General features: G+C 68.2%; 29 protein-coding genes, 1 tRNA gene and 2 pseudogenes. 22 read left to right on the forward strand and 10 right to left on the reverse strand.

Features of this window, described 5'->3' with window-relative positions:
- Nucleotides 1-7 precede the first annotated feature (7 nt).
- The gene (locus tag ACYQ77_RS05625; protein ID WP_459708012.1) at nt 8-571 is read right to left on the reverse strand and encodes an isochorismatase family protein; all 564 of its coding nucleotides are present in this window, start codon (nt 569-571) and stop codon (nt 8-10) included.
- Nucleotides 568-1,851 carry a nicotinate phosphoribosyltransferase gene (locus ACYQ77_RS05630; protein WP_459708014.1) on the reverse strand — a complete coding sequence of 428 codons (1,284 nt, stop codon included), beginning with the start codon at nt 1,849-1,851 and terminating at the stop codon, nt 568-570. The genes ACYQ77_RS05625 and ACYQ77_RS05630 overlap by 4 nt, the downstream gene beginning before the upstream one ends.
- Nucleotides 1,852-1,896: 45 nt before the next feature.
- On the opposite strand from ACYQ77_RS05630, the gene clpS reads away from it, so the two are divergent.
- The 12 genes from clpS (at nt 1,897) to ACYQ77_RS05690 (ending at nt 10,994) form a co-directional block, all read left to right on the forward strand.
- Nucleotides 1,897-2,184, forward strand: a complete 288-nt coding sequence (gene clpS / locus ACYQ77_RS05635) for an ATP-dependent Clp protease adapter ClpS (protein ID WP_459708015.1) — start codon at nt 1,897-1,899, stop codon at nt 2,182-2,184.
- Nucleotides 2,181-2,750 (forward strand): DUF2017 domain-containing protein, encoded by a 570-nt coding sequence (locus tag ACYQ77_RS05640; protein ID WP_459708017.1) that lies wholly within the window; start codon nt 2,181-2,183, stop codon nt 2,748-2,750. Before clpS ends, ACYQ77_RS05640 begins: the two co-directional genes overlap by 4 nt.
- A complete protein-coding gene (locus tag ACYQ77_RS05645) occupies nt 2,743-3,801 on the forward strand; it encodes a P1 family peptidase (RefSeq protein ID WP_459708019.1) in 1,059 nt (352 codons plus the stop codon). Before ACYQ77_RS05640 ends, ACYQ77_RS05645 begins: the two co-directional genes overlap by 8 nt.
- 9 nt (nt 3,802-3,810) lie before the next feature.
- Entirely contained in the window at nt 3,811-4,248 is a 438-nt protein-coding gene (locus tag ACYQ77_RS05650; protein ID WP_459708020.1) for a M67 family metallopeptidase, read from the forward strand.
- 27 nt (nt 4,249-4,275) lie between these two features.
- On the forward strand, nt 4,276-4,548 hold the full coding sequence (locus ACYQ77_RS05655) for a MoaD/ThiS family protein (protein WP_459708022.1): 273 nt from the start codon (nt 4,276-4,278) through the stop codon (nt 4,546-4,548).
- A gap of 2 nt (nt 4,549-4,550) precedes the next feature.
- The gene (locus ACYQ77_RS05660; protein WP_459708025.1) at nt 4,551-5,501 is read left to right on the forward strand and encodes a PLP-dependent cysteine synthase family protein; all 951 of its coding nucleotides are present in this window, start codon (nt 4,551-4,553) and stop codon (nt 5,499-5,501) included.
- Between the two features lie 653 nt (nt 5,502-6,154).
- Entirely contained in the window at nt 6,155-6,619 is a 465-nt protein-coding gene (locus ACYQ77_RS05665) for an SRPBCC family protein (RefSeq protein WP_459708028.1), read from the forward strand.
- Nucleotides 6,616-7,326, forward strand: a complete 711-nt coding sequence (locus tag ACYQ77_RS05670) for an aspartate/glutamate racemase family protein (protein ID WP_459708030.1) — start codon at nt 6,616-6,618, stop codon at nt 7,324-7,326. Before ACYQ77_RS05665 ends, ACYQ77_RS05670 begins: the two co-directional genes overlap by 4 nt.
- A gap of 41 nt (nt 7,327-7,367) precedes the next feature.
- Nucleotides 7,368-8,012 carry a rhomboid family intramembrane serine protease gene (locus tag ACYQ77_RS05675; protein ID WP_459708033.1) on the forward strand — a complete coding sequence of 215 codons (645 nt, stop codon included), beginning with the start codon at nt 7,368-7,370 and terminating at the stop codon, nt 8,010-8,012.
- Entirely contained in the window at nt 7,955-8,758 is an 804-nt protein-coding gene (gene murI / locus ACYQ77_RS05680) for a glutamate racemase (RefSeq protein WP_459708165.1), read from the forward strand. Before ACYQ77_RS05675 ends, murI begins: the two co-directional genes overlap by 58 nt.
- Nucleotides 8,759-8,769: 11 nt before the next feature.
- On the forward strand, nt 8,770-9,540 hold the full coding sequence (locus ACYQ77_RS05685) for an MBL fold metallo-hydrolase (protein WP_459708035.1): 771 nt from the start codon (nt 8,770-8,772) through the stop codon (nt 9,538-9,540).
- Between the two features lie 833 nt (nt 9,541-10,373).
- The gene (locus ACYQ77_RS05690; protein WP_459708037.1) at nt 10,374-10,994 is read left to right on the forward strand and encodes a TetR/AcrR family transcriptional regulator; all 621 of its coding nucleotides are present in this window, start codon (nt 10,374-10,376) and stop codon (nt 10,992-10,994) included.
- A 63-nt stretch (nt 10,995-11,057) separates the two neighbouring features.
- Here ACYQ77_RS05690 and ACYQ77_RS05695 read toward each other — a convergent pair.
- Nucleotides 11,058-12,017 (reverse strand): annotated as a pseudogene (locus ACYQ77_RS05695) (lysylphosphatidylglycerol synthase transmembrane domain-containing protein); the annotation flags it as partial.
- Between the two features lie 113 nt (nt 12,018-12,130).
- Here ACYQ77_RS05695 and rph point away from each other — a divergent pair.
- Entirely contained in the window at nt 12,131-12,895 is a 765-nt protein-coding gene (rph, locus tag ACYQ77_RS05700) for a ribonuclease PH (RefSeq protein WP_459708039.1), read from the forward strand.
- 61 nt (nt 12,896-12,956) lie between these two features.
- Entirely contained in the window at nt 12,957-13,568 is a 612-nt protein-coding gene (gene rdgB / locus ACYQ77_RS05705; RefSeq protein ID WP_459708041.1) for an RdgB/HAM1 family non-canonical purine NTP pyrophosphatase, read from the forward strand.
- A 4-nt stretch (nt 13,569-13,572) separates the two neighbouring features.
- Here the strand turns inward: rdgB and ACYQ77_RS05710 are convergent, their stop codons facing one another.
- The 4 genes from ACYQ77_RS05710 to ACYQ77_RS05725 all read right to left on the reverse strand — a co-directional run bounded on the left by ACYQ77_RS05710 (nt 13,573) and on the right by ACYQ77_RS05725 (nt 15,974).
- Nucleotides 13,573-14,496, reverse strand: a complete 924-nt coding sequence (locus tag ACYQ77_RS05710; RefSeq protein WP_459708043.1) for a serine hydrolase — start codon at nt 14,494-14,496, stop codon at nt 13,573-13,575.
- A 130-nt stretch (nt 14,497-14,626) separates the two neighbouring features.
- A complete protein-coding gene (bcp, locus tag ACYQ77_RS05715) occupies nt 14,627-15,094 on the reverse strand; it encodes a thioredoxin-dependent thiol peroxidase (RefSeq protein WP_459708045.1) in 468 nt (155 codons plus the stop codon).
- A gap of 32 nt (nt 15,095-15,126) precedes the next feature.
- Nucleotides 15,127-15,657, reverse strand: coding sequence for a hypothetical protein (locus ACYQ77_RS05720; protein ID WP_459708047.1), 531 nt, complete (start codon nt 15,655-15,657; stop codon nt 15,127-15,129).
- A 143-nt stretch (nt 15,658-15,800) separates the two neighbouring features.
- Nucleotides 15,801-15,974: a hypothetical protein gene (locus ACYQ77_RS05725; protein ID WP_459708049.1), complete on the reverse strand. Its 174-nt coding sequence runs from the start codon at nt 15,972-15,974 to the stop codon at nt 15,801-15,803.
- Nucleotides 15,975-16,154: 180 nt separating this feature from the next.
- Here ACYQ77_RS05725 and ACYQ77_RS05730 point away from each other — a divergent pair.
- Both ACYQ77_RS05730 and ACYQ77_RS05735 read left to right on the forward strand, forming a co-directional pair.
- Nucleotides 16,155-16,228 (forward strand) — tRNA-Leu (locus tag ACYQ77_RS05730).
- A gap of 86 nt (nt 16,229-16,314) precedes the next feature.
- Nucleotides 16,315-17,565 (forward strand): tyrosine-type recombinase/integrase, encoded by a 1,251-nt coding sequence (locus ACYQ77_RS05735; protein WP_459708051.1) that lies wholly within the window; start codon nt 16,315-16,317, stop codon nt 17,563-17,565.
- A 4-nt stretch (nt 17,566-17,569) separates the two neighbouring features.
- Here the strand turns inward: ACYQ77_RS05735 and ACYQ77_RS05740 are convergent, their stop codons facing one another.
- The gene (locus ACYQ77_RS05740; RefSeq protein WP_459708053.1) at nt 17,570-19,162 is read right to left on the reverse strand and encodes a hypothetical protein; all 1,593 of its coding nucleotides are present in this window, start codon (nt 19,160-19,162) and stop codon (nt 17,570-17,572) included.
- A gap of 124 nt (nt 19,163-19,286) precedes the next feature.
- Between ACYQ77_RS05740 and ACYQ77_RS05745 the strand changes: the two genes are divergently transcribed.
- Nucleotides 19,287-19,874 (forward strand): NUDIX hydrolase, encoded by a 588-nt coding sequence (locus ACYQ77_RS05745; RefSeq protein ID WP_459708055.1) that lies wholly within the window; start codon nt 19,287-19,289, stop codon nt 19,872-19,874.
- Here ACYQ77_RS05745 and ACYQ77_RS05750 read toward each other — a convergent pair.
- A complete protein-coding gene (locus ACYQ77_RS05750) occupies nt 19,821-20,954 on the reverse strand; it encodes a tetratricopeptide repeat protein (RefSeq protein WP_459708057.1) in 1,134 nt (377 codons plus the stop codon). The two genes, ACYQ77_RS05745 and ACYQ77_RS05750, sit on opposite strands and share 54 nt — an antisense overlap.
- 176 nt (nt 20,955-21,130) lie before the next feature.
- Nucleotides 21,131-21,514: a helix-turn-helix domain-containing protein gene (locus ACYQ77_RS05755; protein ID WP_459708059.1), complete on the reverse strand. Its 384-nt coding sequence runs from the start codon at nt 21,512-21,514 to the stop codon at nt 21,131-21,133.
- A 153-nt stretch (nt 21,515-21,667) separates the two neighbouring features.
- Here ACYQ77_RS05755 and ACYQ77_RS05760 point away from each other — a divergent pair, with 153 nt between their 5' ends.
- The 5 genes and pseudogenes from ACYQ77_RS05760 to ACYQ77_RS05780 form a co-directional block, all read left to right on the forward strand.
- Nucleotides 21,668-21,949: a helix-turn-helix domain-containing protein gene (locus ACYQ77_RS05760; RefSeq protein WP_459708061.1), complete on the forward strand. Its 282-nt coding sequence runs from the start codon at nt 21,668-21,670 to the stop codon at nt 21,947-21,949.
- Nucleotides 21,943-22,326, forward strand: a complete 384-nt coding sequence (locus ACYQ77_RS05765; RefSeq protein ID WP_459708063.1) for a WhiB family transcriptional regulator — start codon at nt 21,943-21,945, stop codon at nt 22,324-22,326. Before ACYQ77_RS05760 ends, ACYQ77_RS05765 begins: the two co-directional genes overlap by 7 nt.
- Nucleotides 22,323-22,646 carry a hypothetical protein gene (locus ACYQ77_RS05770; protein WP_459708065.1) on the forward strand — a complete coding sequence of 108 codons (324 nt, stop codon included), beginning with the start codon at nt 22,323-22,325 and terminating at the stop codon, nt 22,644-22,646. Before ACYQ77_RS05765 ends, ACYQ77_RS05770 begins: the two co-directional genes overlap by 4 nt.
- 77 nt (nt 22,647-22,723) lie before the next feature.
- A complete protein-coding gene (locus ACYQ77_RS05775; RefSeq protein ID WP_459708067.1) occupies nt 22,724-23,512 on the forward strand; it encodes a hypothetical protein in 789 nt (262 codons plus the stop codon).
- Nucleotides 23,509-24,104: pseudogene (locus ACYQ77_RS05780) on the forward strand (cell division protein FtsK); the annotation flags it as partial. The gene ACYQ77_RS05775 and the pseudogene ACYQ77_RS05780, both read left to right, overlap by 4 nt.

Consider the following 24,104-nt stretch of genomic DNA (forward strand, 5'->3'; position numbering starts at 1 on the left):
CCCCGCGTCAGCCGACGCGGGGCGTGCCCGTCAACGCCACACCCGCCGCACCGAGCTGGGCGAGCGCGCTCTCCACGGTCGCGGCGGCCACCCCGGCCGTCAGGTCGAGCAGCACCCGCGTCCGGAACCCGTTCGCCGCGGCGTCGAGGGCGGTCGCCCGCACGCAGTGGTCCGTCGCGATCCCGACCACGTCCACTTCGGACACGTCATGAGCGCGCAGCCAGTCGGCGAGCGACGTGCCGTCCGGCGCGCTGCCCTCGAACCCGGAGTACGCCGCCGCGTGCGCGCCCTTGGAGAACACCGCCTGGATCCCGGCCACGTCCAGCGCCGGGTGGAACGACGCGCCCGGCGTGCCCGCACGGCAGTGCACCGGCCACGTGTCGACGAAGTCCGGCTGGTCGGAGAAGTGCGCACCGGGGTCGATGTGGTAGTCCCTGGTCGCGACCACGTGCGAGTAGGACCCGTACAGCGCCGGGATGGCCGCCGCGACGGCCGCGCCGCCCGCCACGGCCAGCGAGCCGCCCTCGCAGAAGTCGTTCTGCACGTCCACGACGATGAGCGCTGTCATCACTTCTCCACGTACACGGTCGGGATCGCGGGCTCGCCATGGGACAGCTTGAGACCCTCCCATGGGAGGCTCACCAACCCGTCCCGCACGCGTTGCCTGCTCGACTCAAGACTGGGCGGATCACCCACCGGTTGTCCACCCCGCAGCATCGGCACCTGCAGCTGCCGGTCGTGCGGGCCCTCCTCGACGGCCGCGCCGACGACGTACACGACCTCCTCCAGGGCCGTCCCGGTCGGCTTGTGCCGCCGCAGCGCCGCCTTCCGCCCGGCCTTGGACTCCTTGTGGGAGCTGCGTTTCGCGACCGGCCGGCCCTCCACCTCGACCAGCTTGTACACCATCCCGGCGGTCGGCGAGCCGGAGCCGGTGACGAGCGACGTGCCGACGCCGTACGCGTCCACGGGCTCGGCGCGCAGCGCGGCGATGGCGTACTCGTCGAGGTCGCCGGACACGACGATCCGGGTGTTCTTGGCGCCCAGCGCGTCCAGCTGCTGGCGGGCCTGCCGCGCCAGCACCCCGACGTCACCGGAGTCGATGCGGATCGCGCCCAGCTCGGGGCCCGCCACCTCGATGGCCGTCTCGATGCCCTGCGTGATGTCGTAGGTGTCGACCAGCAGCGTCGTGTCCGTGCCCAGTGCCTGGACCTGCGCGGTGAACGCGGCGTGCTCGCTGTCGTGCAGCAGCGTGAACGCGTGCGCGCACGTGCCCGCGGTGGGGATGCCGTAGCGGCGCTTCGCCTCCAGGTTGGACGTGGTCGCGAAGCCGGCCAGGTAGGCGGCCCGCGCCGACGCGACGGCCGCTTCCTCGTGCGTGCGCCGCCCGCCCATCTCGATGATGGGCCGCCCGTTCGCGGCGCTCACCATGCGTGCGCCCGCGGACACGATCGCGCTGTCGTGGTTGAGGATCGACAGCACCAGCGTCTCCAGCACGACCGCCTCGGCGAACGTGCCACGCACGGTGAACAGGGGCGACCCGGGGAAGTACAGCTCGCCCTCGGGGTAGCCGTCGACGTCGCCTGCGAAGCGGTAGTTCGCGAGCCAGTCCAGTGTGGTCTGGTCGAGGACGCCGTCGAGCTGCGCCAGTTCGGCCTCGCCGAACGTGAACCTGCTGATGGCGTCCACCACGCGTGCGGTGCCGCCGACCACGCCGTAGCGCCGTCCGTTGGGCAGCCTGCGGGCGAACGTCTCGAACACGCACTCCCGCTCGGCGGTGCCGTCGGCGAGGGCCGCGGCGAGCATGGTCAGCTCGTAGTGGTCCGTGAGCAACGCGGTGCTGGTACCGGTCATGAGCAGTCAGCGTAGACATGCCACCATGGATTTATGTCGGTTTCCATGTCGACACCCGTCGAGCGGGTCGAACCGGTAACGGCGGAGTTCACGGCCGAGGACAAGCCGTGGCAGACCATCGTGTGGAACGACCCCGTGAACCTCATGTCGTACGTGACGTACGTGTTCCAGAAGCTGTTCGGCTACTCCCGTGAGCAGGCGACGAAGCTCATGCTTGACGTGCACCACAAGGGGCGGGCGATCGTGTCGTCCGGCTCCAAGGAGAAGGTGGAGGGCGACGTCGCGAAACTGCACGCGGCCGGGCTCTGGGCGACCATGCAGCACGAGTCGTGATCCCCTGGGAGCGGGCGGGCGACACCGTCACCACCAAGGTCGACCGGCAGGAAGCGGCCGTGTTGCGCGGCCTCGTCGGCCAGCTGGACGAGATGCTCAGGTCGCGGCAGTCGGAGGCGCCGCAGGACGAGCTGGCCGAGCTCACCGGCATCCGCACGGGCCCGACCAGCGCGCCGGACGACCCGATCCTGTCCCGGTTGCTGCCGGACTTCCACCGGCTCGACACCGAGGACGCGAAGCAGCAGGACCGTGACTCGGCCGCCGCGCTGCGCTCGCTGCACGAGCCGGAGCTGCTGGACATGAAGACCGGTGTCGCCGGTGTGCTGCTCGACACGTGCCCGCCCGGCGGTGGCGTGGTGAAGCTGTCGCTCGAGCAGGCCGACGCGTGGCTGTCGGCGCTCAACGACGTGCGGCTCGCCCTCGGCACCACCCTCGGTGTGACCGAGGACATGCCCGACCAGCTGCCCGACGACGACCCGCGCGCCCCGCACCTCGGCGTCTACCACTGGCTGACCTGGATGCAGGAGAGCCTGGTCACGGCGCTCACCGGCGGCGACGATGCCTAACGCGATCACCGACGTCGACGGTGTGCTCGTCGGGCACCACCAGCGGCTCGGTGACGGCTGGGCGACCGGCACGACGGTCGTGCTGCTGCCGCCGGGGACGACCGGCGCGGTCGACGGCCGCGGCGGCGCACCCGGCACCCGCGAGACGGACCTGCTGGTGCCGGAGAACCTGGTGCAGCAGGTCGACGCCGTCTGCCTGTCCGGCGGGTCGGCGTACGGGCTCGCCGCGGCGGACGGCGTGATGCTCTGGCTGTCCGAGCGCAACCGCGGCCTGCGGGTGGGGCAGGCCGAGCACGAGGTCGTGCCGATCGTGCCCGGCGCCGTGCTCTACGACCTGCCGCGCAGCGCGTGGGGCAACCGGCCCGACGCGTCGTTCGGCTACGCGGCCTGCGAGAACGCGGCCGCCGAGTTCGCGGTGGGCACCGTCGGCGCGGGCACCGGCGCGAAGGTCGGGCAGCTCAAGGGCGGGATCGGCACCGCTTCCGTGGCGGTCGACGGGTTCACGGTCGGCGCGCTCGCGGCGGTGAACGCGGCGGGCAGCGCGGTGGACGTGGCGACCGGCGTGCCGTACGCGGCGGACCACGAGGTCGGGGGCGAGTTCGGCGTGGTGTGGCCGAACGCGCCGGGCGTGCTGCCGGACGTGGCCCCGACCGACCTGAACACCACGATCGGCGTGGTCGCCGTGGACGCCGACCTCACCAAGACCGAGTGCCGCCGCCTCGCGGTCGCCGCGCAGGACGGCCTGGCGCGTGCCGTCCGGCCGGCGCACACCCTGTTCGACGGGGACACCGTGTTCGCGGTCGCCACCAGGGCCCGGTCGCTGGGCATCGCGGACGGGCCGTTCGGCCCGGTCGCACGCGCGGCCGCGCTCGACCGCCTGTGCACGGCAGCGGCGGAGGTGTTCGCGCGCGCCATGGTGCACGGCGTGCTGGCCGCCACCGCGGTGCCCGGCCTGCCCGCGTACCGGGACGTGTGGCCTGTCGGGGGTCTGGGGGATCGCTCCCCAGAGGATTCTGTCTCATCAGATGGGAGCACGGCGTCCGGCCAGTAAGATCGGGGTGTGCTTCGGATACGCCGTGACCTGGTCGACGCGATCATCGCGCACGCTCGTCGGGACCACCCGGACGAGGCGTGCGGCGTCATCGCCGGACCCGAGGGGTCGGACCGGCCGGAGCGGTTCATCCCGATGCTGAACGCGGCGCGCTCGCCGACGTTCTACGAGTTCGACTCGGCCGACCTGCTCAAGCTGTACCGGGAGATGGACGCGAACGACGAGGTGCCGGTGGTGATCTACCACTCGCACACCGCGACCGAGGCGTACCCGTCGCGGACCGACGTGTCCTACGCGTCCGAGCCGGACGCCCACTACGTGCTGGTCTCCACCCGTGACGAGACCGACGAGTTCCGGTCCTTCCGGATCGTCGAGGGCGAGATCAGCGAGGAGCAGGTCGAGGTCGTCACGGAATACAGCTCGTCCGCACAGGCGTTTTCGGAGTAAGTCCCTTTCCTCAAGCGGAGGTTCCACATGGCGGTCACCGTCTCCATCCCGACCATCCTGCGCACCCACACGGGTGGCGAGAAGACGGTCGAGGCGAGCGGCAGCACCCTGGCCGAGGTGATCGACAACCTCGAGTCGAACCACGGCGGCATCAAGGGCCGCCTGGTCAAGGAGGGCACGCTGCACCGTTTCGTGAACATCTACGTCAACGACGAGGACGTGCGGTTCTCGGGTGGCCTCGAGGCGGCCGTGTCCGACGGCGACAACGTGACCATCCTGCCCGCGGTCGCCGGCGGCTGACGTTGGCCCGCTACGACTCCCTGCTCGACGCGCTCGGCGACACGCCGCTGGTGGGTTTGCCGAGGCTGTCCCCGTCCGCGGACGTGCGGCTGTGGGCGAAGCTCGAGGACCGCAACCCGACCGGTTCGGTGAAGGACCGCGTCGCGCTGCGGATGATCGAGAAGGCGGAGGAGGAGGGGCTCCTGCGGCCCGGCTGCACGATCCTCGAGCCGACGTCGGGCAACACCGGTATCTCGCTGGCCATGGCCGCGAAGCTCAAGGGCTACGGCCTGGTGTGCGTGATGCCGGAGAACACGTCCGAGGAGCGCAGGCAGCTGCTGCAGGCGTACGGGGCGCGGATCGTGAACTCGCCCGCCGCGGGCGGCTCGAACGAGGCCGTCCGGCGGGCGAAGGAACTGGCGAAGCAGAACCCGGACTGGATCATGCTGTACCAGTACGGGAACCCGAACAACGCGGGCGCGCACTACCACGGCACCGGCCCGGAGATCCTGCGCGACCTGCCGTCGGTGACACACTTCGTGGCCGGCCTCGGCACGACGGGCACCCTCGTCGGCGCGGGCCGGTACCTGCGCGAACACAAGCCGGACGTGCAGATCATCGCCGCCGAGCCCAGGTACGGCGAGCTCGTTTACGGTCTGCGCAACCTCGACGAGGGTTTCGTGCCGGAGCTGTACGACCCGGAGGTCCTGACGGGCCGGTACTCGGTCGGCTCGTACGACGCGCTGCGGCGCACCAGGGAACTCCTGGAGACGGAAGGCATCTTCGCGGGCATCTCGACGGGCGCCATCCTGCACGCCGCCCTGGCCGCCGCCGACAAGGCGGTGCGGGCGGGCAAGCAGGCGGACGTGGTGTTCGTCGTCGCGGACGGCGGCTGGAAGTACCTGTCGACGGGCGCGTACAGCGGCTCGGTCGACGAGGCAGCGGCCCGCTTGGACGGCCACCTCTGGGCGTGACGCACACGTCCCCGCCCGTAACCGCAACGTCCCGATAGCGCCTTTGAGAGCACCGCTGAGCCGAACCCTGACCGGCCGCTGACCTGTGAAACGCGTCCCGGGTAGGTACAAGGAACCCCAGCGGCGGCGGGGAACGTCTGGGCGTAAGCCCCGCACACGTCCTCGTTCAGGACCGCGACGTCCCGAACGCGCCGTTCAGGACACTCAACGTCCCGAAAGCGTCTGTCACTGCCGCGCCGCCGAGTCGAGCCCCTGACCGGCCGCTGATCTTCGAAACGGTGCCCTGGTACGTACCCGAACCCCCAGCGGCGGCCGGAAACGTCTGCGCGTAAGCCCCGCACACGTCCCGTCCAGAACCCCAGGTCCGAAAGGCGTCTTCCCGGACACCGCCGCACCGCCTATCCGAGCCGCAGCAAGCCGCTGACCTGCGAAAACGCCGCCCCCAGTACGTACCTGAACCCCCACCCGATCCCGGGGGCCACCCGCCATGCCAGTCTACCGGTACCCACCGACAATTCCGGGGCCGAGCGCGAATCTGTGGACAACCACCCGGGCTGTGGACAACTCGCCCCGCGCCGACCGTGAATGTCGGTGCCGTGCCGTAACGTGGTTCGAGGGGGCCGGAGGCCGCCCGAGGACTAGCATCCCGCGGCGTGAGCGCCATCGAGGTCACGCGCGAGGCCGAGGTCCCGGCCGGCGCGCAGCAGGTGTGGGCCATCGTCTCGGACCCGGCCCGAGCAGGGGACTGGTTCGACTTCGCCGACCGCACCGAGGTCGTCGAGGGTGAGGGCAAGGGCCAGCGCCGCACGCAGTACGGGCACTGGGGTCACCGCCGCTCCGAGGTCGACCAGGAGATCACCGAGTTCGAGCCCGGCAAGGTCCTCGCCTGGCGGCACGTCGCCGAACGCATCGACGGCAAACCCGCGCCGAAGTTCGCCGTCCGGACCGAGTTCCGCATCGAACTGAGCGGCGCCGGCGACGCCACCACGGTCCGGCTGCGCTCCATCCAGGTGCCCGCCGGCCCGCTCAAGGGCTGGCTGATGCGCCGCATCGGCACGAAGGACATCGAACGCAACATGGACCGATCCCTCGAGCGGCTCACCGGACTGCTGTCATGAAGGTCATCGGCCTGCTCGGCGGCATGAGCTGGGAATCGTCGATCGAGTACTACCGGATCGTCAACGAACGCGTCCGCGAACGCGCGGGCGGCCTGCACTCCGCGCACTGCGTCCTGTACTCCGTCGACTTCGCCGAGATCGAACGGCTGCAGGTCAGCGGCGACTGGGAGGAGGCGGGCAACCGCCTGGCCGAGGCCGCCGCCGCGCTCGCCATGGCGGGCGCCGACTTCATCGTGTTGTGCACCAACACCATGCACAAGGTGGCCGGCGAGATCACCGTCCTGCCGCTCCTGCACCTCGGCGACGCGACCGCCGACGCCGTCACGAAGGCCGGCGTCACCCGCGTCGGCCTCCTCGGCACGGCCTTCACCATGGAGCAGGACTTCTACCGCGACCGCCTCGCCGCCCACGGCCTGGACGTGCTGGTCCCGGACGAGGACGACCGCGCCGAGGTGCACCGGATCATCTACGAGGAACTGGTCGTCGGCGTGGTGAAGGACGACTCCCGCGACGCCTACCGCAAGGTGATCCAGCGCCTCGTCGACCGCGGCGCCGAGGGCGTGATCCTGGGCTGCACCGAGATCGAACTGCTCGTCGGTCAGGACGACAGCCCGGTCCCGGTCTTCCCGACCACCCGCCTGCACGCCGAGCTGGCCGCCGACCACGCACTGGGCCTGGCGCCGATACCAGGGTCTTCTCAGGGTTGAACCGGACGCGGGAACCGCGTCCGCCACGTAACCTCGATCACGTGAGCACTCTGCCCGCCCCGGCGGCGAAGCCGAAGAACCCGGTCAACCGCATCCTGCCGCCCAGGCCGCTGCAGGCGTTGATCGTCATCGGCTCGTTCACCGTGCTGCTGTACCTGATCGAGATCGTCGACGCCGCCATGTCCGGCAGGCTCGACCAGTTCGGCATCCAGCCGCGCACCGTGGGCGGCCTCGACGGCATCCTGTGGGCGCCGCTGCTGCACCACGGCTGGGAGCACCTGTTCTCCAACACGCTGCCGGTGCTGCTGTTCGGCTTCCTCGCGATGTCCAACGGGGTCGGTCAGTGGGTCGCTGTGACGCTCACCATCTGGCTGTTCAGCGGCGTCGGCGTGTGGCTGACCGGCGGCGACGGAACGACCGTCGGCGCGTCCGGTCTCGCGTTCGGCTGGCTCGCGTTCCTGCTGGTCAGGGGCCTGTTCAACCGTGCGTTCGGGCAGGTCGTGGTGGCGGTGGTCCTGTTCCTGTACTGGGGCAGCACGCTGCTCGGGGTGCTGCCGGGCAACCCGGGGGTGTCGTGGCAGGGCCACCTGTTCGGCGCGATCGGCGGCATACTCGCGGCGTGGCTGGTATCGATCGCAAACAAGACGACCCGATCGGGATCTTCGACTCCGGCGTCGGCGGCCTGACCGTCGCCCGCGCCATCGCGGACCAGCTGCCCGCCGAGCGGCTGCGGTACGTCGGCGACACCGCGCACAGCCCGTACGGCCCGCTGTCGGTAGCCGACGTCCGGCGCCACGCGCTGGCGGTGGCCGACGACCTGGTCGAGAGCGGCGTGAAGCTGCTGGTCATCGCGTGCAACACGGCGTCGGCGGCGTGCCTGCACGACGCGCGGGAGCGGTACGGCATCCCGGTCGTGGAGGTCGTCGTGCCCGCCGTGCGGCGTGCGGTGGCGACCACGCGCAACCGCCGCGTCGGCGTGATCGGCACGGCGGGGACGGTGCGGTCGCGTGCGTACGAGGACGCGTTCGGCGCGGTGCCGGACCTGACGGTCACCAGCGCGGCGTGCCCGCGGTTCGTGGACTTCGTGGAGCGCGGCATCACGTCCGGCAGGCAAGTGCTGGGGCTCGCGCAGGCGTACCTGGAGCCGCTGCAACAGGCGGACGTCGACACGGTGGTTCTCGGCTGCACGCACTATCCGCTGCTCACGGGCGTCCTGCAGATCGTCATGGGCCCGGACGTGACACTCGTGTCCAGCGCGGAGGAAACCGCGAAGGACGTCGTCCGCGTGCTGACGGAACTCGACCTGCTCGCCGAACCCGGCACCGAGCCCCGGCACGAGCTGGTGGCGACCGGTGACCCCGATTCGTTCGCCCGGCTGGCGCGGCGGTTTCTCGGTCCGGATCTCGGTGCCTTCGCGGCCACCCGTGTGTAAGGGTGTGAGTTGTGCTGTTGACCGTGCTCGGCTGCTCCGGCAGTACTCCAGGTCCCCGCTCGCCGTCGTCCGGTTATCTGCTGGAGGTTGACGGGTTCGCGCTAGGTGTCGAGCTGGGCAACGGCACGCTCGCCGAGCTGCAGGCGGTGCGGGACCCGTTCACGCTGGACGGGCTCGTGTTCTCACACCTGCACCCCGACCACTGTGCCGACTTCTCGGCGCTGACCGTCATGCGGCGCTGGCACCCGGCACCGCCGGCCGACCCGAGCACGAACCGGCTGCCGGTGTACGCGCCGAAGGAGGCACCGACCCGGTTCGCCGCCGCGTACGCCCCGGACCGCGCGGAGATGGAGGACGAGCTCCTCACGGATGTCTACGACTTCCACCCGCTGGCCCCGGGCGTCCGCGAGATCGGCCCGTTCACGGTGACGGTGGCGGAGGTGGCCCACCCCTGCGACGCGTACGGCTTCAGGTTCACGCACAGTGGCGTCTCACTCGCCTACACGGGTGACACCGGTGTGTGCGACACCCTGGATGGCCTAGTCGCGGGCGTGGACGTGCTACTGGGCGAGGCATCCTGGACCCACGGCGACCACCATCCGCCGGGCGTGCACATGTCCGGCGTGGAACTCGGGGAGCTGGCGACACGGGCGGGCGTCCAACGGCTGCTGATCACCCACGTCGCGCCGTGGACGGACCCGCAGGCGGTGCTGGCGGAGGCGCGCACGACGTACGCGGGCCCGGTGGAACTGGTGACCAAAGGCGCGCGGTACGAAATCTGAGGTTGTCCACAACCCCCGACGCCGAGCCCCGTCCCCTGTCGGTGCCCGCTCATAACGTGAAAACCGGGGGCCCCGGGCGCACGAATGGACCGTTCGCCCGGACTCGCACGCCGAATCCGTCCACAGGCGTGCAGAAAGGGAAGTTGCTGTCGGTGCCCACGGGTAACGTGGAAATCGGGGGTCCCCGGGGCATGCGAATGGACCGCTCGTCCGGCATTCGCCGGATTGTGTTGTCCACAGGCGCGCCGGGCGCGATGTTTCTGTCGGTCCCCGTCGGTAGCGTAGATATCGGGGACCCCCGGGGCGTGTGGATGGACCGTTCGTCCGGCATTCGCCGCATCGTGTTGTCCACAGGCATGCCGGGAGGGGTATTTCTGTCGGTGCCCGCTGGTAGCGTGGATATCGGGGGACCCCCAGGGCCGTACGAACGGACCGTTCGTTCGGGCTTGTCGGGCCGAGTTGTCCACAGCCTTCGCTCGAGGCGCGTTTCTGTCGGTGCTCGCCGGTAACGTGGAAATCGGGGGGCCCCGGGGCGGGCGAATGGACCGTTCGTTCGGGTTCGCGCAAGGAATTGGTTGACCGGCACACGTGTGTGCCTGGTCAGCGATCACCACGCCAATGTCCTGAAAGCGCCTTCAGGACGCTCAACGCTCCGAAAGCGCCTTTCACAGCACCCCGGCTGAACCCCGGCGCCGCCCGTCACTCACTGTCGTCGCCTCTCCGCCATCTGGCTGGACCACCACCATCATGATCTTGGCCCCGGCAATTGCCGGGTAGACTTCCCCTCGGTCCGCAGGGCGCGGGCCGGGGGAGGGACGACGCGAAGGAACGCCGTGTCCCAGGTCGCCGAGCGGAAATCGGTCCGCCGTCATGTCGACAAGTTCGCCGTCCGGAGGGCTCAGCTCGCCGACTCGGCACTCCACACGCTCTCGAAACTCGGCTACGCGGGCACCAGCCTCCGCGACATCGCGCAGAACTCCGAGTTCTCCCACGGCGTCCTGCACTACTACTTCCGCGACAAGGTCGACCTGATCACCTACTGCGTGCGCCAGTACAAGGCGGCCGCCGTCGCGCGGTACGACCAGGTCGTCGCCACCTCCACCACGGCGGACGAGCTGCGCGGCCAGTGGATCGACGCGATGGTCGCCACCCTGCGCCAGGACGCGCCCATGCACCGGCTCTGGTACGACCTGCGCAACCAGAGCATGTTCGTCGACTCGTTCCGCGACGACGTCCGCGCCATCGAGCTGAGCCTCGAGCGGATGATCGGCCGGATCGTCGAGCACTACGCGCAGCTGTCGGGCCTACGCCTCGCGATGTCGGCCCGGCTGGCGTACGCGCTGGTGGACGGCGTGTTCCAGCACGCGCTGCTGCGGCACATCGCCGGCCACGACGACGCCGTCGCCGACCTGCCCGGCCACCTCGGGCACGTCCTCGACCGGGTGCTGGTGTGACGGCCTGCGCAGCACCAGCCAGCACAGCAACCCCACCGGGATGATCAGCCAGCACGACAGCAGCCGGTAGACCAGCACGGTCGCCGCCGCTGCCGCGTTGTCCGCGCCCGCGGACACCAGCCCGGCGAGCAGGCTCACCTCGATCACGCCGATCCCACCCGGCGTCAACGGCACCTGCCGGACGATCTGCACGGTCAGGTACACCGCGCCGATCTCCCACATGCTCACCGGCAGGCCGAACGCGCGGGCCGCCGCGTACAGGCACAGCAGGTCGGTCAGCCAGTTCGTCAGCGCGGCGCCGAGCGCGAGCGTCCAGTGCCGCCCGTCGACGTCGCGGGAGCTGGTGATCGCGTCGGTCACCGGCCGCAGCAGCACCGCGAGCCGCGGCCAGCGCGTCGCGACCGGCCGATGAGCGCGCGGGTGGGCGGGGTGGATGTGCCAGCTCGACTGCCACGCGAACAGCCCGACGAACGCGATCATCACGATCGAGATGGCCACGCTGACCGACGCGAGGCCCGGTTCCCGCCGCCACACCACGCCGAGGTGCACGGCGCCGGCGGCGAGCGCGCCCGTCGTGTACAGCAGCGCCAGCGCGGCGAACGACAGCAGGCCGGACAGCACCATGACCGTGGCGGCCGTGCGCTTGCTGGCGCCGTCCGTGCGGAACTGGCGGAACGCGTACGCCGCCGAGATGGCCGACCCGGCGGGCAGGCTGATCGCGATGGCCGACCGGCTGTAGGACAGGGCGAGTGCGCGGTGACGCGGCATCCGCACGCCGAACGCGGCGAGCAGGCGCCGCTGCTGGCGGGCGAACATGACCATGGAGACGAACTCGGCGACCACCGCGACAGCGAGCCAGCCGGTGTCGGCGCCCGCGATCGCGTCCCCGACCGCCGTGAGGCTCGGCAGCTTGCCCTGCAGGGAGAACGTGGCCACGACCAGCAGCAGCACCGCCGCGGCCGCCTTCAGCGCGCCGACCAGCACCGGATGCCTCCGCGTGGCCCGTTGATCCCCCTCGGACATGGCCGCCTCCAATTTCAACTCATGTTGAATGGTCCTCCCGGCGGGCTCCGTGGTCAATCCGAAAGAGGAGGCCGAACGGGGTAACGTCGGCCACAGTGCATATTGTTTCCACCGTGGCACGAAGCGATGGCAGGAACGACGACCAGCTCAGGGACATCAAGCTCACCCGCGGTTTTCAGATCTGGCCGGCCGGCTCGGTGCTGGTCGAGTTCGGCAAGACCAGGGTGCTGTGCGCGGCGAGCGTGACGGAGGGCGTGCCGCGCTGGCGCAAGGGCTCCGGCCTCGGGTGGGTCACCGCGGAGTACGCGATGCTGCCGTCCGCGACCAACACGCGCGGTGACCGCGAGTCGGTCAAGGGCCGTGTCGGCGGTCGCACCCACGAGATCAGCCGTCTCATCGGGCGCTCGCTGCGGGCGTGCATCGACCTCGCCGCGCTCGGTGAGAACACGATCGTGATCGACTGCGACGTCATCCAGGCCGACGGCGGCACCCGCACCGCGGCCATCACCGGCGGCTACGTCGCGCTGGCCGACGCCGTCACCTGGCTCGGCGCCGCGGGCCGCCTCGCCGACCCGCAACCGTTGTCGTGCGCGGTGCAGGCGGTGAGCGTCGGCGTGGTCGACGGCCGCGTGCGACTCGATCTGCCCTACGAGGAGGACGCCCGCGCGGAGGTCGACATGAACGTCGTCGCCACCGACGCCGGCACGATCATCGAGGTGCAGGGCACCGGCGAGGGCGCCACGTTCACCCGATCCACGCTCGACCGGATGCTCGACATGGCGCTCGCCGGCTGCGAGCGCATCAACGCGCTGCAGACCGCCGCGCTCGCCGAGCCCTACCCCGGTGAGCTGCCGACGCCGAAGGCGGTCAAGTCATGAGCGGAGCGAATCGAACACAGGGCGACCGCGAGCGGCTCGCCGGAGCCTGCGAGGGGGCGGCATGAGCACCCAACTGCTGGTCGCCTCCCGCAACGCGAAGAAGCTCCAGGAGATGCGGCGCATCATCGAACGCGCAGGCATCGAGGGCGTGACCGTCGTCGGCCTCGACGAGGTGCCCCCGTTCGAGGAGACACCGGAGACCGGCGCGACCTTCGAGGACAACGCCGTCGTCAAGGCCCGCGACGCGGTGGCCGCGACCGGCCTGCCCTCGGTGGCCGACGACTCGGGCATCGCCGTCGACGCGCTCAACGGCATGCCGGGCGTCCTGTCCGCGCGGTGGGCCGGCAGCGCCCGCTCCGACCAGGCCAACCTCGAGCTGGTGCTGGAGCAGATCGCGGACGTGCCGGACGAGCGCCTCGGCGCGCAGTTCGTGTGCGCGGCGGCGCTGGTGCTCACCGACGGCACGGAGATCGTCGTCCGTGGCGTCTGGCCGGGCACGCTCGTGCGCAAACCGCGCGGCACCAACGGCTTCGGCTACGACCCGATCTTCGTCCCGGAGGGCGAGACGCGGACGTCGGCGGAGCTGCTGACCGAGGAGAAGGACGCCATCTCCCACCGCGGCCGCGCGCTGTCGCTGCTGCTGCCCCACCTGCGCAGCCTCGGCGACCGGTAGCCCCTCACGCGGCGGGCAGCCTGCCGTCGAGTTCGCGTGCCGCGGCCGTGACCGAGTCCGCGCTCGTCCGCCAGCCGGACCCCAGCGGGTGCTCGGTCAGCAAGACCACGACGTACCGCCAGCCCTCGCCGACGAGGCCGGTGCTGTGCAGCACCATCGCGTGGTCGTTGTTGCCCCAGCCCTGCTTGACGGCCCACTGCGCCGCCAGCCCGTCGGGGATGCCGAAGTACTGGTCGAAGTCGTCGGCCGCGTACTCCGGTGCCTCGGCGAGCGCGTCCACGACGAGCGCCCGGTCCTCCGGCGGCATGCGGTCCATGACGTACCGGTACACGCGCACCACGTCGGCCGGGGTCACCTTGACCTCGCCCCACTTGCCGGCGAGCTCCGGTGCCTCCGTGTTCCGCAGCCCTGCCAGCGTCACCACCCTCGGGACGAGGTCCGGTCCGCCCCGCACCCACAGCTCGCTCGCGATGTCGTCGTCGCTCACCGACAGCATCCGGCTGATCTGCCGGCGCTCCGACTCGGTCGCGCCGCGGTCCAGCATGTCGATCGCGATCATCAGCTTGACCAGCGACGCGGACCTGAACTGCCGGTCGGCGTCGACCGACAGCAGGGTCGTGTCCGTGACCCTGTCGTAGACCACCGCGCCCAGCGTCGTGTTCGGCTCCACCGACGTGGCCGCGGCCAGCACCGGCTTCGGGTCGAGCTGTGGCTTCCCGGCAGGCCGCGGATCCGGTGTCGGCGTCGCGGTCTGCCGGGGTGGCGGTAGCGGCGTCGGAACAGCGTCCGGCGCGGGTGCTGGTGCCGCCAGGATCACGTGCTCGCCGACGGACGCCGTCGGCCGCGCGCCACACCCACTGCCGGTCATGACCGTGGTGGCGGCCAGCACGGCGAGGAGCGTGACGCGGCGGGCAGCGAAGTTGAGCATGCCCTGAATACGCCGCCTGATTCGGCAAAGTTGACCCGGTCGGGCGACAACTTTTCGCGCGTCTACGGCGTACGGGGAGCGAAGCCGTCAGGTTGCCCGCGATCCTTATTCAGTTGTGCGTCAGGACGAATCAAACTTTCAGCTCCCTCCTCAGCTTCGCCACGTGACCGGTCGCGCGCACGTTGTACATCGCCTTCTCGATCTTGCCCTCGGGGTCGACGATGAACGTGGAGCGGATCACGCCCATGTACGTGCGCCCGTAGTTCTGCTTCTCGCCGTACGCGCCCCACGCGTTCAGCACCTCGCGGTTCACGTCCGAAAGTAAGGGGAACGTGAGCCCCTCGTCGGCGACGAACTTGGCGAGCTTCTCGGGTTTGTCGGGCGAGATGCCCACCACGGCGAAGCCGGCGTCGTTCAGCTCGGCGAGGTTGTCGCGGAAGTCGCAGGCCTGCTTGGTGCAGCCCGGCGTGCCCGCGGCGGGGTAGAAGTAGACGACGACGTGCTTGCCGCGGAAGTCGGACAGCGACACCTCGTTGCCGTCCGCGTCCGGGAGCCGGAAGTCGGGGGCGGGGTCGCCCTCCGCGAGTCGGTTGGTCATGCCGGGGACGTTATCCCGTGGCACCGACAATTTCAGACGGTGCCGTCGAAGATGGGGATGGCGCTCGCTCCCGACGAGGCGGCACGCACCGCGACCCGCACCGTGCACGGCTTGCTGGGCACCTCGAAGGCGATCGCGAACCGCAGCGTCTTGTCCGGCTGCACCTCTTCGATGGCCCCGACGGTGCCGGTGTAGCCCTGTGTGGAGTCGATGACCTGGTCAGCCGCGACGCCGTCCGCCGTCGCCACGAACGACAGCTGAGCGGGCCGGTACACCGTGTCACTCCCGTTGTCGATCACCAGATCGAAGGCAACCGCACGCGCGGCCGGCGGGTAAGCGGTCGCCGTCGGTGTAAACGACGTGGGCTCCGACACCGAAAGAGTGATCCCCTCCCCGAGTGACCGCACGTGCTCACCGGAGGTGAGGTCGGACCGTTCCGCGGCCGCGGACGGGGCTGGTGCACGCAACGACTGGCTCACGTTGCCGCCGTCGGCCGCATGACCAGCGCCGCAGGCCGCCAGCAGCAGGAGGCATGCCGCGACCGCAAGTCTGACCACTGGCACGAAGGGGTCCCTTCCCGGGAGAGGTTGGTGCGTCTGAATGCACTATGCCGGTGCGACAGCTGGTGCAGGGGTCAATTGCCGGAGCTGGTGTCGTGCCGTGGCCGAGCTGTGACCAGAGCGGCACCCGGAGTGATCGACGCCACTCAAGCAGCAAGCGCGAAGAACAGGACGAACACGGCCATGGTGATCATGAACCCGGCGATGAGCCACCCGAAGTCCCGCCAGGGTGAGATCGCCTTGTTGTCCTCGCCGGGCACGTAGACGCCACGCTCCTCGAACCGATCGACGAGACGCACGAAGACGCGCGGCAGACGCATGTGGGAAATGGTGTCACGAGGTGGCGCCGGTGACGTGGTAGGGCTTGCAGGGAGTGTCGTCCTGAGGCGCTGCGGACTCGCGCACCGGGCCACGACCTTGTGGAGCTACCGGTGAGTAGGGGCGGGGACGTCGTTGATTCGCCCACCGCACGTCCGGCTACCCTGTGACCGCACCACCCCGGGGCCGTAGCCCAACAGGCAGAGGCACTGGATTTAGGTTCCAGCCAGTGAGGGTTCGACTCCCTTCGGCCCCACAACGTCTGACCAGCGCCAATGCTTCAAGCAAGATCGCAAAACTTGATCATTGGGTGCGGCTTTGGGTGCGAGTACACTCAGAGTCATGGCTGGTGCACGCTCTGACGGCCGCCAGCGCGGCCGCATCGAAGAACGCGGTAGCTCACTCCGCGTGATCGTCTACGCCGGTATTGATCCAGTGACCAGCAAGCGCGTCTACCTGCGGGAGAGCGTCAAGGGCACCGACAAGGCGGCCTACAAGCGTGCCGAGAAGGTCATGAACCGCCTGCTTGCGCAGGTCGACGACCAGCGTTCTCCTGCGTCCTCTGTGTCCCTGGGATATGCCGTAGACGAGTGGTTGCGTACGAGCGAGATCGAGGACAGCACCCGCGACGGGTACGTCAACTACATCAACCGATACATCAAGCCGGTCCTGGGTGAGGAGCCCGTCCGAAAGATCGATGCGCACACGCTGGAAAGCTTCTACACGGAACTCCGCCGTTGTCGCATCCGCTGCGACGGTGCACCGTTCATAGAGACCCACAAGACGGACAACGAACACGACTGCGCGGAACTGAAGTGCACAGTCCACGAGTGCAAGCCGCTAGCGCAGTCGACAGTTCGCCAGATTCACTCGGTGCTCAGCGGAACGCTGGGCGCGGCGGAACGCTGGGGCTGGATTAATACCAATCCAGCCCGTGTCGCGCGTCGTCCGCGGCCGAAACCACCGGAGCCGGATCCACCGACCCCCGCAGAGGCTGCCAAGCTGGCCGAAGAGGCATTCAGAATGGACGATGACTGGGGCACGCTCGTCTGGTTGGTGATGACGACAGGCGTCCGCCGAGGCGAACTCTGCGGTCTTCGCTTCTCCCGAATCGACTTCGACGAAGGAGTGATCGACCTCCGCAAGAACTGGGTCAATGGCAAAGAGAAGGACACGAAGACGCATCAGAACCGTCGCATCGCCCTCGATACCGAAACTTTAGTTCTGTTGAAGGAGCAGCGGGACAGGGTGAAGAGACGAGTGGAGAGCCTTGGAGACACCTTTCTGGACGATTTGTTTGTATTCAGCAGTACGAAGACGCCGGACCACTCGGCGCCATACTCACCAAACGCTGTGACCCAGCGGTATAAGGACATGGCGACGCGAGTTGGGGTCAAAACCCATCTGCACGCACTACGACACTACTCGGCGACGGAGTTGCTGTCCGCTGGCGTCGACATCCGAACTGTTGCTGGTCGCTTGGGACATGGCGGCGGAGGCGCCACAACGCTTCGCGTGTATGCCGCTTGGGTTGCTGCGTCTGACCGAAAAGCTGCAGAAATATTGGGAGCGAGGATGCCCAAGCGTCCTTGACTTATCAGAAGCCTAGGAGAGTAATTCTACTTCGCACACTTGAATTCTCCGCCTGCAATAGTTGTTCATTTTCGTATACCGCTTGGAATGCTGCGAGTGCGAGTTCCACCGCACGGTCCCTGTGCTTGTACGCAGTCGTGATGTTGGGTTCATTCGCGCCATGTACCAAGCGACTCCGCACTCGGTACAAGTCCCTGATCTCGTTCATCAGGGCTATGCGGCGTTCTGGAGAGTCTGGCTCAAGAAGAACCGCCATGGCTCCACTGATGCGAAAGGTGCTCTCTCCTTCAGGAGTTCCGAAGAGGTTCTCCCAGCAAATTACTGCGTCGACGAATCCGTCCATGGCATCCATGCGGGAAGAAACCGCCGCAAGTAAACGGCGCATACCCATATCGACAGATTTTGGTTGATTTTGTATTCTTCGTGCCCAATCCTGGATGAGTGATATTCGGTCGGTAGATAGTTCTTGGGCGGGAAGGGGTGCGGCAGGCAATCTATTCAAATCTACTGATGCGCTGCGCCCGCTCATCAGCGGATTAAGAATTGAAACCGACGTCAGCACAGGTGCAAGGATCGCATCTGCGGTCGATGCGAGTAGCAGGGCGAAACGAGTGCGATCTATCTGCCTCCTGACTTCATTCTGGAAAGCCTCGATCGCAGGTCGTGTGCGCTCGTACTTTGCATCAATGTCTTGGTCGTCGGATGTCTCTGCTTTCCATGCTGTCGCATCAAGCAATCTCAAGTCGACCCTGAAGTCGAGCACGGCGGAACCTTCGCCGCCCATGAACAAGTATTTCTTTCGCGGGGAGAATTTTCGAATTGCTGTCGAACTGAGCGTGATCGATGAAAGATTGTCGGAAAGAGTGAAGTTGGAAAGCAGGGCTGCTGCTCGGATGGGCGCGCTTTTGCCGGTGGCCAAGCGTCTGCAAGTTGTTATTGTTTCTCGAAGGGCATCAATCAGTGCTTGCTCCGAAACATTTTCGCCAATGGTGCAGATATCAAAGGCGTAATGGATCATGCTTTCCGCCGCTGCGGTTATCTGATTCGTGCCACCGTTGCCGTTGGACCACAATAGGTAGTTGCTTGGAAGAGTGTATAGGCTGACGAAGTCCTCGCCTTCCAAGTCGGACGGCGTACTTCCCGGAAATATTTTGGAGAGTTCTTCGTCTTGCAGCAGTGCCTTTACGAACTGTTCGTTAAGTGGGTGGCTGTGAGTAGGTAGACTTGGGAATGTCCACGTGAACCGTTCTTCGGTCATTGGCATCAAGATTGCGGCGAACAGGTCCAGTCCGAGCCGTATCAAGGTGTCTTCGACTGGATCGTCGGACCTGAAGTCAGCCACCGCACCATGGCAGTGTTTGCGAGCTTCGCGTGCGATGGTTCCCTCGTATCCATCGTGGTAGTTGACGATGGACATCCGCGCGAACTGCCTATCAATGCCGTCTCTGGCGAGAATCCCGTCGGTAATTGGTCTTATGACTTGCAGTACCTCAGTTCGCTCCTTCGTCATGCTAAGGGAATCTAGGTCTTCTTTATCGCAGGCAAGGATGTATCTGACGACTTCGGGTCCGAACGCTTCTACTGCATGGTCAATCATGAGGCTCTCTCTCGCGCAGTTCAGGGATCCGTTACTTCGCATCGCTGGTGACACCCAGTTCGATACGTACCCGATCTCACCACGATGCGTGGGCGTCACTCAGGGACCTCGTAGGCTGCTCGGCGTGGTGGACAAGCATGGAGCGTGGAAGACCTACGGGGAGCGACTGATCTATGACAACCAGTGGGTGAAGTTGGGGCTTGCCGATGTTCAGGCTCCGAACGGCGAGCGTTGGGAGTACCACGTTGTCCATCTGGCGCGGATCGCCATCGGACTGATCGTCGACGAGCGTGACCGGGTGCTGATGCTGTGGCGCTACCGATTCCCGACGGATCAGTGGGGGTACGAACTCCTTGGTGGTCTCGTCGAGGAGGGGGAGCACCCGGCTGATACCGCTCGTCGTGAGGTCGAGGAGGAAACCGGCTATCGACCGATTGGCGAGCCGGAGCACTTGGTCAGCTTCGAGCCGTTGCCGGGGCAGGTCACGGCTGACACCGACGTCTACCTGTGGCGCAAGGTGGAGAAGGTGGGCGAGCCCACCGACACTGAAGAGGTCGGCCGCTTGGAGTGGGTGCCGCTGAGTCGAGTCCTGGAGTTCGTGAAGCGTCGTGAGGTGCTCGGGGCCGGGGCGCTCGTGCCGCTGCTCTACTACCTCGCCTCACGCGGCGTGGGTACTGCCGGTGGGCAGGATGAGGCGATTGAGCCTGCCTAGCTGCCGGTCGGACTTGATCTGCATCGCTAGGCGCTTTGCCTGACGGGCGTGTGCCTGCGCGGCCTCGCGGTCGCCTGCTGCCGCGTAGGCGTACGCCAAGTCGACGAGCATGACGGTTCTCGCGCGGGTGAAGTCGGGTGGGAGCCGTGGTAGGGCGTGGCTGAGCTGGTCGATCGCGTCTGGTTCGCCGAGGCGGCTGAGGGCGTTGCCGCGCCAGCGGTCGAGGTGTGCGCCTGCGAGGAACAGGAACGGGAGTTCCGGGTTCACGGGGTCGTTGGGCAACAGCGCGTCTGCCTCGTCGAACGCGCGTAGCGCGTCGTCGCGGCGTCCGGCTGCCGCGAGGCCCTCGCCGTATGCTGCGGTGAGCCACGTGCGCAGCAGGGCCGGGGCTGAGTGCGCGACGAGCGCGCGGGCCTGGTTGAGCTGCTCCACGGCCGCGTTCACCTCGCCGATGTCGATCAGGATGAACGCCTGCTGCGCCATGGCGTGCGCCAGCAGCTGCGGTGAGCCTGCTTCACGTGCTCCGGCCTTTGCGCGCTCGTGGTGGTCCCATGCCTGCCGGATGGCGTTGCGGTCGAGGGCCTCCCACCCTGCGAGCGCTGCCGCCTCCGTGAGGACTCCGGCGAGTGTCTCGCGCTGGCCGCGCATCGTGCTGTAGCTGAGCAGCCGTTCGATCTGGGCTATCTGGCTCCGCAGCTCGTCGAGCACCGTGATCCCGCCGAACTGGCGGTCGACGTGCCGGACGTTCTCCACCTGCTGACGGAACAGCTTGACTGTCCCGGCGTCGACGGAACGCGCGATCGTGAGCCGTGAGCGGAGTTCCTCGACCTCGCCGTCGTCGAGTTCTGGCGGGAATCCGAGTTCCTCGTTCGTGAGGCCGTAGATATCCCGGAACAGGCGTTGGTATGTCGGGCTGACGGCTGTTCGGCCGTTCTCCCAAACGGACAGTTTCGTCTTCAAGCTGGCTTCGGACATGACCGGGATGCCGAGCATCTGTGCACGTCGCAGCATCATGTCGATGACCGTCTGCGCGGAGTAGCCGCGCTGTCGGCGCACCTCTTGCAGCTTGGTTGCTGGCATCCGAATGGTCCCCCGATTATCCCCTCTGGCCTGCGGAGTTAATTCAAGTTATCTCCAGCCTAGTTAACCGCAGCCAGCTGTTTAACGGCTCGGATTCGCCGTTTCTTTGAGGCATGAACGCACGCCGAAACATCGCCTCGCTGGCACCCGAGACGCCTGCGGCGGACCGGGAGCCCCTACTTCTCGCGGTTCGCACGCTCGAACACGGTCGCCAGGTTCGCGGACATCTCTTCGAGGCGCTTGGTGATCTCGTGGAGCTGGTCTTCGATCGCGGCCAGCCTGGCGGGCACGCTGTCGCCGGCCAGGTCCACGGGGTCGTTCGGTGCTGGTGGGGTGAGTCCCAGGAGGACCGCGGCGAGGTGCCGCGGGTGCCAGCCGAGGGCCACCGAGAGCGCTTCGAGCGTGCGGCCGCTGCGCCTGCGCTGGACCGTGTTGTTCCGGATCTCGCGCACGATCGACAGCGCGATGTTCGATCGCTCCGACAGCTCGCGCTGATTCAGCCCGAGTTCCGTCAGGCGCTCGTTGATCGCCTTCGCGACTGCCGACCAGTCTTCCGCCACGTATTCCTCCGCGCTCCGCCTCAACATCGACATTAGCGGGGCTGTCCCATTTCGCGGGCGCCACTTCGCCCGCGATTGGGCCATTCGTGTCTTCATTAGTGCCGATATCGGCACTTCATCATTCTTTCTTCAACACTTCTTAGGGAACCAATCATGAGCACAGCTCTGCCGAATGCCGGGCAACCGGCGTTCTACACAGTCCGAGAGGCCGCGCGGATTCTGCGCGTGGACCCGTCAACCCTCTACCGGGCGATCAGGGAAGACGCCTTTCCTGCCGTCCAAGTCCGCACTCGATACGTCGTCCCTGCTGCTGTGCTGAGCAAGCTGATCGCCGAGGCCGAGCAGTTCGGCGGTCGAGTCGATCCCGCTCGCATGGCCGCCGAGCGTCGCACGGCCCGTGAGGTCGAGCGTGTGCGCGGAGGTGCGGCATGGTGACCTCCGACGACTACTCGCGGTTCGTGGGCATCGCGTGGCGGCTGGACCGGCTGCGGTGGGTGCCGCGTGATGTCCTCGCCGACCTCGTGATGAAGGACGGCGAATGCGTGTGGGCGTTCACCGACGGCGACCCGCCCGAGCTGACCGGCAACGAGTCGATCGACCGGGAGCTGGCCGCCCGGCTGTGCGCAGGATGCCCCGTGCAGGACGAGTGCCTGGAACTCGAGTTGCGCACGGCCGGGGAGCAGACCACCGGTGTGTGGGGCTCGCTCAACGAGCGGGACCGCCGTGCGCTCTATCCGTACTGGCGACAGCGCGGCGAACGCGCCGAGCCGCTCGACGACCACGACTTCCCGGACGGAGGTGAGCAGCCGTGACCGAGATCAGCCTGACGCCGACACAGATCCTCGCCGGAGTAGGCGTGCTGCTCGTCTTCCTGTGGGTGTGGCGGGCGAGCGTGCGCCGCGCGAAGGCCGCGCGCGATGCCGCGCGGAGTGGTGCGCGGTTGCTGTCGCTGGCCGGGCGGGTGTTGTTCACCGCCGGGTTGATCGTGGGGGTTCAGTGGGTGGTGATCACGCATCCCGGTAACCCGTGGCTGCTGCTCGCGGTCTTGGGGTTCCCGGCGCTGTTCGCCTCCTACTCGCTGACCCGCGCGCTCACCGTGACGGCTGTGGACAGCCGGAGGGACCGGCGATGATCCCGAACAAGAGGGGAAGGGTGGCCGCTACCGCTGGGCGGCCACCCGCCGGTCCCCAGGACGCCCGGCACATTCCGTTGACCCGTGCGCAGCGGCTCGCGCAGGACGCGGCCGAGGCCGCCGAGCTGCGGGCCTACCAGACCGATCCGGACGTGATCGCGCTCCGCGTCGAGCGCGTGCGGTCGCAGGTGGACCGGCTGTGCTGGGCCGGGATCGTGTGCGGGCTGGCGTTCACCATGACCAACGTCCAGACCTTCGCCGCTGCCGGAGCTGCCGCGTGGTCGCTGCCGTGGCTGGCCGCGTGGCTGCTCGATCCCACGGTGTCGGTGGTGTTGCTGGCGATCCTGCGCGCCGAGCAGGTCACCGCTCGCTACCAGGTCTCAACGGGGCCGTGGGTGCGGCGGGCGAAGTGGTTCACGCTCGCAGCCACGTACGTGATGAACACGTGGGCCTCGTTCGCCGCCGGATCACTGTCCGGGATCGTGCTGCACTCGGTACCGCCCCTGGTGGTGTTCGTCGCCGCAGAGGCCGTCACCGACCTACGCGACAAACTCACCGAAGCCGTGAACGCCGCGTTCACTGAGGCTGAGCAGAGGTTCGCTCGGACGGCGCCGGTGAACGGGGAAAGCCAGCGGGTCCACAAGCCTGCGGCCCGTTCACGGCGGACCGGCGGGAGGAAGCTGTTCGCCGAGTACCTGAACGAAGCGCGGCAGGCGTGGACGCCGGACGTGGTCATCAGTCCTGCGTGGATTCGCCAGGTCACCGACTGCTCGCGTGGTTTGTCCCCGCGCCTCGCCGCAGCACTTGCAGCGGAGATCGACGCGTCGCTAGGGCACGGCACCACGGCCGAGGAGGTGCGGCCGTGAACGACTACGAGTCGACGCCGATCACCGATGACAGCAACGCCGTGAACGCTCCCCCACCGGTCCCATCCGGCCCGTCGGACGTGGTGAACGCAGGTCCGGTGTATGAGGCGGAGCTGGTTGACGAGTCGCAGCCGTTCTACTCCCAGCCGCGCCTTGGCCGCTTCTGGTCGTGGTGGCTGCGGTCGCCGCGCGTGCCGGTCTGGTTGAAGGACCGGGGCCAGGCCCGGCAGGCGTTCAAGGACGCGGTAGCGGCCGTGGGGCGATCGCCGTGGCGGTACCTGCGCGCGGTGGTGCGGGGGTTGGTGGCTGCGGTGCGGTGGTGGCGTCGGTGGGTGACCGTGCGGGACTACCGCGAGGCCGCCGAGTCGTCGGAGAAACTGGCGGACAAGTTCACCGAGATCCGCGCACTCACACTGTTCCGCTGGAAGGTCACCGGCGCGCTCACTGTCGCGACAGTGGTTGCGCTGGTGCTGGTGGAGCTGCTCTACGGTGCCCGCGGATTGTGGTCCGCGGCCGCCCTGGTGTCGCTCGCTCTGGCCGTCCTGGGCCGTCGCCGGGACGGGTCGCCGGGCCGTAAGGCCGTGCTGGCAGG

The organism is Actinophytocola sp. KF-1, assembly GCF_054661535.1.